Genomic DNA, 12714 nt, shown 5'->3' on the forward strand with positions numbered 1-12714 from the left:
TGACGCTCGCGGTGACGGCGGTGCGGATCGACCGCGTCCGAACGTTCCGTCCCTCAATGCGCCCCCGCGGGCGTCTGCGCCGCCGCAACCCGGTCCGAGGCCGCCGAATGCACCGCGGGCTTGCGGCGCGAGAAGGTGAGGATCAGCACCGGCAGCACCAGCAGGATCAGCAGGGGCGCGAGCGCCATGCCGCCGACCACGACGAGCGCCAGCGGCTTCTGCACCTGCGAGCCGACGCCGGTGGAGAAGGCCGCCGGCAGGAGGCCGACGCCGGCCACGACGCAGGTCATCACCACGGGCCGCATCTGCGTGTAGCAGGTGCGCAGCATCGCGGGCACGCGCTCGACCCCCACCGCCAGCAGGCCGTTGTAGAAGGACAGCACGATGATGCCGTCCATCACCGCGATGCCGAGCAGCGCGATGAAGCCGATCGCCGCCGAGACGCTGAACGAGGTGCCGGTGAGCGACAGCGCCAGGATGCCGCCGGCCATCGCCATCGGGATCACGCTCAGTGCCAGCAGCGAGTCCGTCACCGACGAGAAGTTCATGAACAGCAGGATCGCGATGATGCCGATCGCGATCGGCACGGTCACGGAGAGGCGGGCGATCGCGCCCTTCATGTTGTTGAACTCGCCCACGAGCTCCAGCCGGTAGCCCGGCGGCAGCTGCACCTCGTTGGCCACGCGCAGGCGCGCCTCCTCGATGGTGCTGCCGAGATCGCGCCCGCGCACGGAGAACTTCACCGGCAGGTAGCGCTCCTGGGCCTCGCGGTAGATGTAGGCGGGGCCCGAGACGAGTTCGACCCGCGCCACCGCGCTCAAGGGGAACTGCACGGGAGCGCCGCTCGCCGGGCTCTGGCCGGCGATGCGCAGGTTGGCGATCGCCTCGATGCTCTGGCGGAACTGGGGCTGGAGGCGCACCATGATCGGGTAGTGCCGCTCGGAGCCGGGATCGTAGAGGTCGCCGGCCGAGTCGCCGCCGATGGCGGTGCGCACGGTGGTGTTGATGTCGCCCGGCGTCAGGCCGTAGCGGGCGGCCCGCACCCGGTCCACGTCGATCTCGATGGTCGGCTGGCCCAGCGACTGGAACACCGCCAGATCCTCGACGCCGTGGATCGTCGAGAGCACCTTCATCACGCTTTTCGCGCTGTCGGTGAGCTTCTGAAGGTCGTTGCCGAAGATCTTGAACGAGTTCTCGCCCTTGATGCCGGAGACGGCCTCGGCGACGTTGTCCTGCAGGTACTGCGACAGGTTGAAGTCGACGCCGGGGAAGGATGCCTGGAGCTTGTGCAGCATCTCCTCGGTCAGCTTCTCCTTGTCCACGCCCGGGCGCCACTGGTCGAGCGGCTTCATTGGCGCGAAGAACTCGGCGTTGAAGAATCCGGCCGCGTCGGTGCCGTCATCCGGCCGCCCGTGCTGGGAGACCACGCGCTCGACCTCCGGCAACGAGGCGATGATTTTGCGCATCTCGTTGACGTAGCCGTTGCTCTCCCGGAGCGAGATCGTCGCTGGCATGGTGGCGCGGACCCAGAGGTTGCCCTCCTCGAGCTTGGGCAGGAATTCCGAGCCGAGATTGCGCGCGGCCACCCCGACGCCGACGCCGACGAGCACCACGAGGGCCGCGGTCACGAGGCGGGCGCCGAGCGCCGCGCGCACCGCCGGACGGTAGATCCGGTCGAGGAAGCGCACGAGGATCGTTTCCTTCTCCTCGATATGAGCCGGCAGCAGGTAGGCGGCGAGCGCGGGCGTCACCGTGAAGGTGGCGATCAGGCCGCCGAGCAGGGCGTAGGCGTAGGTCGTCGCCATCGGCCCGAAGATGTGGCCCTCGACGCCGGTCAGCGTGAAGAGCGGCAGGAAGCCGGTGACGATGATCGCCGCGGCAAAGAAGATCGAGCGGCTGACGTCGCCGGCCGCGAGCGCGATGCGCCCCGATTTCGCGTCGAGCCCCGGCGGCGGATAGCCCGGGATGCCGTGGCCGGACAGGCGCCGGAAGATCGCCTCGACCATGATGACGGTGCCGTCGACGATCAGGCCGAAATCGAGCGCGCCCACCGAGAGGAGGTTGGCCGATTCGTCGCGCGCCACGAGGATGACGACGGCGAAGAACAGGGCGAAGGGAATCGTCGCCACGACGATCAGCGCCGAGCGCAGGTTGCCGAGGAACAGCCACTGGATCACGAGGATCAGCAGGATGCCGACCACCATGTTGTGCAGCACGGTGTGGGTGGTCACCGCGATGAGGTCGGCGCGGTCGTAGATGCGCTCGATCTTCACGCCCGGCGGCAGGATGCCCGCGGCCTCGATCTTGGCGACTTCCGCCTTCACGGCCTCGATGGAGGGCGTGCTCTTCTCGCCGCGGCGCATCAGGACGATGCCCTGGACGATGTCGTCCTCGTCGTTCATGCCGGCGATGCCGAGCCGCGGCTGGTGGCCGATGGTGACGGTGGCGATGTCCTTGACCAGAACCGGCGCACCGCCGACCTGGGTCAGCACGGTGCCGTTGATGTCGTCCACGTCGCGGATCAGGCCGACCGCACGCACCACCGCCGACTGGCCGCCGATGGCGACCCGGTTGCCGCCGACGTTGAGGTTGCTGTCGTTGAGGGTCTTGACGACGTTCGACAGGGTCAGGCCGTAGGCCATCAGCCGGTCGAGATCGACCGAGAGCTCGATGGTCTTGGTCTTGCCGCCCCAACCGATGGCGTCGATCACGCCGGGCACCGCGCGGAAGCGCTTCTTGAGCACCCATTCCTGGAGCGTGCGCAAATCGAGCACGCTGTAGCCGGCCGGCGCGGTGAGCTTGTAGCGGAAGATCTCGCCGATCGGGCTGATCGGCGAGATGGTCGGCTTGGCGCCCGCGGGCAGCGGGTCGAGCTGCTGCAGGCGGTTCAGCACCTGCTGCTCGGCCTGGAGGTAATCGAATTCGAAGCCGAACTGCAGCTTCACGTCGGACAGGCCGTAGAGCGAGATCGTGCGGACCTGGCGGAGGTTCGGCATCCCCGAGGTGATCCGCTCGATCGGGATCGTGACGTAGCGCTCGATTTCCTCCGCCGAGAGGCCGTCGGTCTGGGTCACGACATCGACCATGGGCGGGGTCGGGTCGGGATAGGCCTCGATGTTGAGGTTCTGGAAGGCGGCCAAGCCTCCCACCACGAACAGCACGAAGGCCAGGATGACGAGGGGGCGCTGCCTGAGCGCGAGCGCGACGATGCCGTTCATGGGATCGGATCCAAACCTCGCGCCGTCGCGGCGCGGCCGGGAGCCCCGGCTCGGATTGCTGCTTGTCTCGGAGAGCCTGCCGGCGGCCCGCGGGCGGGCCGGTCGCTCAGCCCTGCTGGTCGGTCATGCCGTCGATGAACAGGGCGCCCTTCGAGATCACCCGCTCGCCGAGCGTGAGACCCTCGGTGATCTCGATGTCGTTGCCGTCGACGAGGCCGGCCTTGACCGGGCGGCTCTCCACCGTGTTGCCGGCGCCGATCACCCAGACCCGCGCCTTGTCGCCCTCGAAGATCACCGCCTGCCGCGGGACCGAGCGGGAGACGGTCTCGCGCTCGTTGATGATGTGGACGCTGGCATACATCTCGGGCTTCAGGAGCCCCTTGGGATTGTCGACCTCGGCGCGCACGACGATGCGGCGGCTCGCCGGATCGACCGAGGCGCCGATGTAGTTGATCCGGCTCTCGAACATCTGGTTCGGGTAGGCGAGGGTGCGGAAGCGGATGCGCTCGCCGAGATCGACCTTGGCCGCATCGGTCTCGCGCAGCTGCGCCACGATCCAGACCCGGCCGAGATCGCCGATCACGTAGGAGGGGTCGGAGCCGCCGGTGTTGATGTACTGGCCCGGCCCGATCTTGCGCTGGATCACGGTGCCGGAGAGCGGCGCGTAGATCGTCGTCTCGGGGTTGATCGCGCCCTTGGTCTGGAGGGCCTTCATGTCGTCGTCGGCGAGCCCCAGGATGCGCAGGCGGTTGCGCACCGCCTCCAGGCCGACCTCGGCGGTCTTGGCGTCGTTCTGCGCCGTGGCGAGGTCGTTCTGCGCGGTCTGCAATTCCTTGAGCGTGGTGACGCGGGAATCGTAGAGGTCGTGCAGGCGCTTCTCGGTGTTGGTGGCGTAGGAGAGCTGCGACCGCGACTTGTTGAGCACGTTCAGCGCCGCCAGGAAGTCGTTCTGCGCCTGGACCATCTCGTTGGCCTGGAGCGAGAACAGCTTGTCACCCTGTTTCACCTGCTCGCCGGAGCGGGCGAAGATGGTGATGACCCTGCCGGCATAGGGCGAGAACACGGGCGTCGCCCGGTACTCGTCGACGCTGATCTTCCCCTCGGTCGCGATGTCCTCGTAGAACAGCCGCTGCTGCACCGCGACAGTGGTGACCGTGGCGAGCTGGCTCTCGCTCAGCACGAAGCGGCCCGGCGTCGCGGTCGTGATCGCGGCCGGCGACGGCACCGCCGCATCGACCTCCTTGGGTCGCCCGTACCACAGGGCCGCCCCCGCCCCCGCGCACAGCACGGCGGCAACGAGCAACTGCGTCCGCAGCCGCACCGCCCGCGGCGTCAGATCTTCCTCGTGCGCCCCGCCCATTTGCGTCTCGATCCCGATTCGACCCAACGCCTCGATCCACGACGGGCGCGCCGCGTGCCGGTTGATTCGGCTTTCGCTTGCGCGCAACCGAAGCTCCCGAATTACGCCGTTACCGTGGCGGCTTGACGGGGGTATGACGCGAAGGTTTCTTACAAATGAAACAAGACGCGCCGGCTGAAAGCGATCCCGGGAATTTTTTCAAGCGTGGTTTGTGGGGAACGCGTTGGCGGCTCCGCAGCACCTCGGGCGGCGTGGGCTTTGAGCGATCCGTCCCGTCCGCCCTGCGTCATCGCGAGCGCAGGCGAAGCGATCCGGCCGCGCGACATTTCTGGACGGGGCGTGCGCTGGATTGCTTCAGCTTCGCTTCGCAATGACGGCGGCGATCGTGCCGTCCGCCCTCGCGAACCGTCGGGCGAAGCGATCCGGCCGCGCTCGCCTCAATCGTCCATCTTCAGCGCGGCGATGAAGGCTTCCTGCGGGATCTCCACGCGGCCGAACTGGCGCATGCGCTTCTTGCCTTCCTTCTGCTTGTCCAGAAGCTTGCGCTTGCGCGAGATGTCGCCGCCGTAGCACTTGGCGGTCACGTCCTTGGACAGCGCCCGGATCGTCTCGCGGGCGATGATCTTGCCGCCGATCGCCGCCTGGACCGGGATCTGGAACAGGTGGCGCGGGATCAGGTCCTTCAGCTTCTCGCACATCGCCCGGCCGCGGCTCTCGGCGCGGGTGCGGTGGACGAGCATGGACAGCGCGTCCACCGGCTCGGCGTTGACCAGGATCGACATCTTCACGAGGTCGCCCTCGCGGTAGTCGGAGACGTGGTAGTCGAACGAGGCGTAGCCCTTCGAGATCGACTTCAGGCGGTCGTAGAAATCGAACACGACTTCGTTGAGCGGCAGGTCGTAGACGACCATGGCGCGCTTGCCGACGTAGTTGAGGTCGATCTGGATGCCGCGCCGGTCCTGGCAGAGCTTCAGCACGCCGCCGAGATACTCGTCGGGCGTGAGGATGGTGGCGCGGATCCACGGCTCCTCGACCGTCTCGATCTTCATCGGGTCGGGCATGTCGGCCGGGTTGTGCAACTCCTTGAGCTCGCCGTCGCGCATGAGCAGGCGGTAGACCACCGACGGCGCGGTCGAGATCAGGTCGAGGTTGAACTCGCGCTCCAGCCGCTCCTGGATGATCTCGAGATGGAGCAGGCCGAGGAAGCCGCAGCGGAAGCCGAAGCCGAGTGCGGCCGAGGTTTCCATCTCGTAGGAGAACGAGGCGTCGTTGAGCCGCAGCTTGCCCATGGCGCCGCGCAAGGACTCGAAGTCGGCGGCGTCCACGGGGAACAGGCCGCAGAACACCACCGCCTGAACCTCCTTGAAGCCCGCGAGCATCTGCGTGGTCTGGCGCTTGTCCTCGGTGATGGTGTCGCCGACGCGGGTGTCGGCCACCTCCTTGATCGAGCCGGTGAAGAAGCCGACCTCGCCGGGGCCGAGTTCGCCGATATCGGCCATCTTCGGGCGGAACACGCCGATGCGATCGACGCCGTAGGCGGCGTCGGCCCCCATCATGCGGATGGTCATGCCCTTCTTCAGCACGCCGTCGATGATGCGCACCAGCACGACGACGCCGAGATAGACGTCGTACCAGCTATCGACCAGCAGGGCTTTCAGCGGCGCCTCGCGGTCGCCCTTCGGGGCCGGCAGGCGCTTGACGATGGCTTCCAGCACCGCCTCGATGTTGAGGCCGGTCTTGGCCGAGATCGGCACGGCCTCGGAGGCGTCGAGACCGATCACCTCCTCGATCTGCTCCTTGACCCGGTCGGGCTCGGCCGCCGGCAGATCGACCTTGTTGAGGACGGGCACGATCTCGTGGTTGGCGTCGAGCGCCTGGTAGACGTTGGCGAGCGTCTGCGCCTCGACGCCCTGGCTCGCATCGACCACCAGCAGCGAGCCCTCGCAGGCGGCGAGCGAGCGCGACACCTCGTAGGCGAAGTCGACGTGGCCGGGCGTGTCCATCAGGTTGAGGACATAATCCTTGCCGTCCTCCGCGCGGTACTCGAGCCGCACGGTCTGGGCCTTGATGGTGATGCCGCGCTCCTTCTCGATATCCATGGAGTCGAGCATCTGCTCGCTCATGTCGCGCAGGGCCACGGTGCCGGTCGTCTGGATCAGCCGGTCGGCGAGCGTCGACTTGCCGTGGTCGATATGCGCGACGATGGAGAAGTTGCGGATGTTGTCGATGGTGCGGGTGGTCATCGGGGTCTCCGGCACGGCGGTCCCGTCGCGGGGCTGACGCGGCGCACGGCAGGTTTATCGGGATTGGCCGGGCCGGGAGATAGCAGCGGCGGGCGGTCGCGCCAAGGCGGGGGGACGCCGCGGAGGCTTCCGTCCTCGCGCCGCGCTCCCTCGAAAGGGTTCAGGCCGGTTCGTCGGGCCGGGCTGCGGCGCTGTCCGCATCCCCTTGCGCATCCCCTTGCGCGGCGCCGGCCCGCGCCGCGGCGGCCATCGCCACGAGGCTTTTTCTCAAGGCGCCCATGTCGTGCACGGGCTCGGGATAGGTGACCCGCGCCGTGCGCTCGCCGGCCATCAGGTCGAGCCCCTCCGGGTCGAGCCCGGTCAGGCGCCAGCCGCTGCCGGCCTCGCCCGCGCCGGCCGCGTAGAGGGCGAGCGCGTCGGCGTGATCCGCGTTCATGTGCTCGACGGCGCCGCGCTCGCCCGCGACGATCGCCGCGGCGGCGGTCAGGTCGAGGAGCAGTTCCGCGGGCGTGAGGGTCGCCGCCTTGGCAAAACCCCCGTTGAGGTGGCCCGCCGTGGGGGCAAGTGTGAAGAAGCCGAAATCGGGGAAGTCCGCGTAGAGCTTCGCCTTCGGATGGCGGGCCAGGAAGCGCTCGCGGATGCGCGGCTCCTCGGAGCGCGCGGCGCGGCCCGTCACGGTCAGGCGGGGATGGGCGAGGGGATCGCCCTTGCCGCCCACCGAGAACAGCAGCGAGGCGCGCGGGTCCTTGTCCAGGTTGCGCGTGTGGGCGGAGAGGCGCGAGAGCAGCATCAGCGGCGTGCCGTCGCTGTCGGTGGCGAGCGTGACGAGGGAGGCGAAGGGCGTGCCGTCGGCCGCGTCGATCGTGGCGAGCGCCCCCGAGCGCACGCCGCGCAGGAGCTGGCGCGCGAGCCCGATGGCGTCGAAGGGCGCCTGTGCCGCGGGCAGCGGCTGGGCCGGCCCGCGCCGTTCCTGGGCAGGCGGCGTCTCGGCGTTCGACATGATGGGCTCCCCAATCCGGACGTCGCGCTGGAATCGCGGCCCGAGCATAGCCCGGTGCGGGCCCCCGGCACGAGGGCAAGGAGGCGGGCAGGGAGACGGAAGGGGCACGGCGCGTTGTCCACACGCGTCCCCTTCCGAGCCTTCGGTTTCAGGGGCCCAATACGGCCAAGCTTAACCGCCCGCTCGCTTTTTTCGAACGATGGTCGTAAAGGACGAGACCCTCCGCGACAGATGGCGGCCACCCGGATGCGGGTGCCGTGCTCGGCCGTCGCGGGCCGCGCCAGGGGCGGCACACGTGCCGCGCCGTCAAGTCAGGGAAACTGCATGCCCACCATCGCCCTCGTCGACGACGACCGCAACATCCTGACCTCCGTCTCGATCGCGCTGGAGACCGAGGGCTACCGCATCCAGACCTACACGGATGGCGCCTCGGCGCTCGACGGCCTGCGCCACTCTCCGCCCGATCTCGCCATCTTCGACATCAAGATGCCGCGCATGGACGGAATGGAGCTTCTCAGGCGCCTGCGGCAGAAATCGGACCTTCCCGTGATCTTTCTCACCTCGAAGGACGAGGAGATCGACGAATTGTTCGGCCTGAAGATGGGCGCGGACGACTTCATCCATAAGCCGTTCTCGCAGCGCCTGCTGGTCGAGCGCGTCAAGGCGGTGCTGCGCCGCTTCGCTCCCAAGGACACCACGCCGGGTGCGGCCGCCCGCGAAGCCGATGCCGCCGCCCGCTCCCTGGAGCGCGGCCAGCTGATGATGGACCCCGAGCGCCACACCTGCACCTGGAAGGGCGAGCCGGTGACGCTGACCGTCACCGAGTTCCTGATCCTGCAGGCGCTGGCCCAGCGCCCCGGCGTCGTGAAGAGCCGCAACGCCCTGATGGACGCGGCCTACGACGATCAGGTCTACGTCGACGACCGCACCATCGACAGCCACATCAAGCGGCTGCGCAAGAAGTTCAAGGTGACCGACCAGAGCTTCGACATGATCGAGACGCTCTACGGCGTCGGCTACCGCTTCAAGGAAGGCTAGGAGCCGGCATCCGTAAAAAATCCCGTTCAGCGATGCTCGCCCCCCTGTTCCGCCCGTCCGACTCGGAGGGCAACGGAGCCCGCCGCGGCTTCCTCTCGCGCTTTTTCTCGCGCCTCGTCCGTTCCCTGAAGCGATCGCCGCTGACCTGGCCGCGCGACCTGTGGAACGCGGTCGGGCAGCGCGCCTCGTCGAGCCTGACGCGCCGCATCGTGGTGCTCAACCTCGTCGGGCTCATCGTCCTGCTGTTCGGCTTCCTCTACCTCAACCAGTTCCGCCAGGGCCTGATCCAGGCGCGGGTCCAGAGCCTGCTGATCCAGGGCGACATCATCGCCGGCGCCATCGCCGCCCAGGCTTCCGTCGACACCGACACGATCCGGGTCGATCCGGACAAGCTGCTGCAGCAGCAGGCGGGCGAGGGCCGGGACTTCGAGGACGACCCCGCCTCGCTCGCCTTCTCGCTCAACCCCGAGAAGGTGGCCCCCCTGCTGCGGCGCCTCGTGACGCCGACCGGCAACCGCGCCCGGGTCTACGACCGCGAGGGCAGCCTCCTGTTCGACACCCGCTCGCTCTACGCCCGCGGCGACATCGCCCGGGGCGAGCCCGGCGCCGTGCGGCCCCCGAAGCCCAACGTGCTGGAGCGGATCTGGGACACCTTCGGCACCCGCATCCTCGGCCTCGTCGTCAGCGAGCGCGACGGGCAGGAGGATGCCGGTCCCCAGGACGGGCGCGCCTTCCGCGAGGTCCAGGCGGCGCTGAACGGCTCGCGCGGTACGATCTCCCGGCGCAACGAGCGCGGCGAGACCATCGTCTCGGTGGCGGTGCCGATCCAGCGGGCGGGCTCGGTGCGCGGCGTGCTGATGGTCTCGACGCAAGGCGGCGACATCGACCGGGTGATCGCCTCGGAGCGCTTCGGCCTGCTCCAGGTCTTCCTCGTCGCGGCGGCCGTGATGCTGGTCCTGTCGATCCTGCTCGCGGGCGCCATCGCCGGGCCGGTGCGGCGGCTGGCGGATGCCGCCGAGCGGGTGCGCCGGGGCATCAAGTCCCGCCAGGAGATCCCGGACTTCACCAACCGCACTGACGAGATCGGCCATCTCTCCGGCGCGCTGCGCGACATGACCCAGGCGCTCTACCGGCGGCTCGACGCCATCGAGAGCTTCGCGGCCGATGTCAGCCACGAGCTGAAGAACCCGCTGACCTCCCTGCGCAGCGCGGTCGAGACCCTGCCGCTGGCGCGTACCGACGAGTCGCGCGGCCGGCTGATGCAGATCATCCAGCACGACGTGCGGCGCCTCGACCGGCTGATCTCCGACATCTCCGACGCCTCCCGCCTCGACGCCGAACTCGCCCGGGCCGAGGCGCGCCGCGTCGATCTCGGCAAGCTGCTCACCACCGTGGTCTCGGTCGCCAACGAGCGGCGCCGGGCCAACGCGGCGGTGATCCAGTTCGACATCGAGCGGCCGGCCGGCGACATCGAGGACCCGTTCCGCATCATCGGCCACGACAGCCGCCTGGGGCAGGTCGTCAACAACCTGCTCGACAACGCCCGCTCGTTCTCGCCGCCCGGCGCCAAGGTGCGGGTGGCCCTGCGCCGCCTCAAGCACGAGGTCGAGTTCGTGGTCGAGGACGAGGGGCCGGGCATCCCCGAACACGCCCTGGAGCGGATCTTCGAGCGCTTCTACACCGACCGGCCGGAGCAGGGTTTCGGCCAGAATTCCGGGCTCGGCCTGTCGATCTCGCGACAGATCATCCAGGCGCATCACGGCTCGATCCGCGCCGAGAACCGCCCCGGACCGGCCGACGAGGAGGGGCATCCGACCGTGCGCGGCGCCCGCTTCATCGTACGCCTGCCCGTGGCCCCCCGGGCCGACCGCTACGGCGACGACCTCGCCGCATGAGCGACGAGGCGCCGGGCGGCGCGCCACGGCGAGAGCTGGAACACGAGACGGTGCATGCGAGCTGCGTGCTCCTCGACGAGGCCGGGGTGCTGGTCCGGGGAGCGTCGGGGGCGGGCAAGTCCGCCCTCTGCCTCGCCCTGCTCGACCGCGCCGGCCTCGAGGGCCGCCACGCCCGCCTCGTCGGCGACGACCGCATCCGGCTCGAGGCGCGCCACGGCCGCCTGATCGCCCGGCCCCATCCGGCGCTGGCCGGGCTGATCGAGATCCGCGGCCACGGCATCCGCCGCCTTGCGGCCCACGCTCCGGCGGCGGTGCTGCGCCTCGTGGTCGATCTCGTGGCCGAGGCCGAGCGCCTGCCGGGCGCCGGCCAGACGGCCCTGCTCCTCGGCGTCGCAGTCCCGCGCCTCGCCCTTGATCCGCGCCATCCCCGGGAATACCTGATTCGCGAGGCACTCGAAGCCGGCGTGGCAATGCGGACGCACCCGGCGGCTCTCGTGCCCGGTGTTGCCCGCGACGTGTAGCGCGGCTGCCACCGCCATGTCATGGTGAGGCCGTCGCGTTACGCAAAACGCCGCGATCCGCTTGCGCTTCACCTTGCGCTGCACAAGATGGCGTCTCCGCTCACAGGGCGTTGGACCACGCTTCGATGATTGGAATGGTGCTCGTCACCCACGGCCTGTTGGCGACCGAGTTCAAGGCCGCCCTGGAGCACGTCGTCGGCCCTCAAAAGCAGATCGAGACGATCACGATCGGCCCGGAGGACGACATGGAGGTGCGCCGCGGCGACATCATGTCCGCGGTCTGCCGCGTCAACTCCGGCAAGGGCGTCGTGGTTCTGACCGACATGTTCGGCGGCACGCCCTCGAACCTCGCGCTGTCCTGCATGAATGGCGGGCAGGTCGAGGTGGTGGCCGGGATCAACCTGCCGATGCTGATCAAGCTCGCCAGCGTGCGCGAGGCCGAGAGCCTCGGCGATGCCGTGCTCCACGCGCAGGAGGCGGGCCGCAAGTACATCAACGTCGCCTCGCGGGTTCTTGCGGGCAAGTAGCATCTGGGCACGTAGCTTCTGGGTACGTAGCTTGCGGGCAAGTCGGCTCCTTCGCGCCGCCGCCCCGCCTTTCCTTCGCCCCGCTCACGGCTTAACCACATCCGTCCCCGACCCGGACGATGCGCGCCTCTCAGGGCGGCCGTCGCCGGCGAATCCTCAGGGGAGCGAGCGCGAGGGACGATGAGCGAGAGCCTGGACGGCGAGGTCGAGCCGCAACCCGAGATCCCCGAGGGCGGCCTCGTGCGGATCCTGCCGATCGTCAACCGCCGCGGCCTGCACGCCCGCGCCTCGGCCAAGTTCGTGCAGACCGTGGAGCGCTTCGGCGCCGCCGTCACCGTGACGCGCGCCGGCGAGACGGTGGGCGGGCGCTCGATCATGGGCCTGCTGACCCTCGGCGCCGCCAAGGGCACCACCATCGCCGTGGTCGCCGTGGGCGACGACGCGGAGCCCGCCCTCGACGCGATTCAGGCGCTGCTCGCCGACCGGTTCGGCGAGGACGAGTAGCGTTTCGCATCCGCCGTCGGAGAATCAGGCGAGATCGGGGTAGAGATCACGCCAACCCGGGTTCAGCGCCTCGATCAGGTTGAGCTTCCTGCTTCTCGCGCCTGCCTCGATCTGCTTCTCGCGGGCGATGGCGTCGATCATCGTCTCGTAGGCCTCATACCAGACCAACAGCTTGCAGCCGTAACGCGCCGTGAAGCCTGCCATCCGACCTTCCCGATGCTCGTACGCACGTCGCGGAAGGTTTGAAGTGACACCCGTATAGAGCGTTCCGTTGCGCGCATTCGCCATGATGTAGACGGCGGGCTGCCGCATGGATCGCCCTCGGGGTCGTCGCGTGCAGTGATCCTATTCATGCAATCTATGGATGTCCATCCGCTCGATGGCCTCCGCGTCGCCTCGCGATGACCG

At 69.1% G+C, this 12714-nt stretch carries 10 protein-coding genes; 5 read left to right on the forward strand and 5 right to left on the reverse strand.

Annotation, left to right across the window (positions count from 1 at the left end; all coding sequences use genetic code 11):
• Positions 1 to 53: 53 nt before the first annotated feature.
• The 4 genes from BY998_RS19455 to BY998_RS19470 form a co-directional block, all read right to left on the reverse strand.
• Positions 54 to 3218 (reverse strand): CusA/CzcA family heavy metal efflux RND transporter, encoded by a 3165-nt coding sequence (locus BY998_RS19455; protein WP_110353332.1) that lies wholly within the window; start codon positions 3216 to 3218, stop codon positions 54 to 56.
• Between the two features lie 106 nt (positions 3219 to 3324).
• Positions 3325 to 4578 (reverse strand): efflux RND transporter periplasmic adaptor subunit, encoded by a 1254-nt coding sequence (locus BY998_RS19460; RefSeq protein ID WP_110353334.1) that lies wholly within the window; start codon positions 4576 to 4578, stop codon positions 3325 to 3327.
• Positions 4579 to 5015: 437 nt separating this feature from the next.
• Positions 5016 to 6821 carry a translation elongation factor 4 gene (lepA, locus tag BY998_RS19465; protein ID WP_110353336.1) on the reverse strand — a complete coding sequence of 602 codons (1806 nt, stop codon included), beginning with the start codon at positions 6819 to 6821 and terminating at the stop codon, positions 5016 to 5018.
• Positions 6822 to 6981: 160 nt separating this feature from the next.
• Complete coding sequence (locus tag BY998_RS19470; protein ID WP_110353338.1) at positions 6982 to 7821, reverse strand: DUF2470 domain-containing protein; 840 nt, start codon at positions 7819 to 7821, stop codon at positions 6982 to 6984.
• 324 nt (positions 7822 to 8145) lie between these two features.
• Here BY998_RS19470 and BY998_RS19475 point away from each other — a divergent pair, with 324 nt between their 5' ends.
• The 5 genes from BY998_RS19475 (at position 8146) to BY998_RS19495 (ending at position 12306) form a co-directional block, all read left to right on the forward strand.
• The gene (locus BY998_RS19475; RefSeq protein WP_110353340.1) at positions 8146 to 8859 is read left to right on the forward strand and encodes a response regulator transcription factor; all 714 of its coding nucleotides are present in this window, start codon (positions 8146 to 8148) and stop codon (positions 8857 to 8859) included.
• A gap of 32 nt (positions 8860 to 8891) precedes the next feature.
• Positions 8892 to 10754 (forward strand): sensor histidine kinase, encoded by a 1863-nt coding sequence (locus BY998_RS19480; protein ID WP_110353342.1) that lies wholly within the window; start codon positions 8892 to 8894, stop codon positions 10752 to 10754.
• Positions 10751 to 11275, forward strand: coding sequence for an HPr kinase/phosphatase C-terminal domain-containing protein (locus tag BY998_RS19485; RefSeq protein ID WP_110353344.1), 525 nt, complete (start codon positions 10751 to 10753; stop codon positions 11273 to 11275). Before BY998_RS19480 ends, BY998_RS19485 begins: the two co-directional genes overlap by 4 nt.
• A 125-nt stretch (positions 11276 to 11400) precedes the next feature.
• Positions 11401 to 11802: a PTS sugar transporter subunit IIA gene (locus BY998_RS19490; RefSeq protein ID WP_110353346.1), complete on the forward strand. Its 402-nt coding sequence runs from the start codon at positions 11401 to 11403 to the stop codon at positions 11800 to 11802.
• A 180-nt stretch (positions 11803 to 11982) separates the two neighbouring features.
• The gene (locus BY998_RS19495) at positions 11983 to 12306 is read left to right on the forward strand and encodes an HPr family phosphocarrier protein (protein WP_110353347.1); all 324 of its coding nucleotides are present in this window, start codon (positions 11983 to 11985) and stop codon (positions 12304 to 12306) included.
• 24 nt (positions 12307 to 12330) lie between these two features.
• Here BY998_RS19495 and BY998_RS19500 read toward each other — a convergent pair whose 3' ends face one another.
• Positions 12331 to 12618 (reverse strand): GIY-YIG nuclease family protein, encoded by a 288-nt coding sequence (locus BY998_RS19500; RefSeq protein WP_110353356.1) that lies wholly within the window; start codon positions 12616 to 12618, stop codon positions 12331 to 12333.
• Positions 12619 to 12714 lie beyond the last annotated feature (96 nt).

Origin of the sequence: Methylobacterium sp. B4 (genome assembly GCF_003201865.1) — a bacterium.
GTDB lineage: Bacteria > Pseudomonadota > Alphaproteobacteria > Rhizobiales > Beijerinckiaceae > Methylobacterium.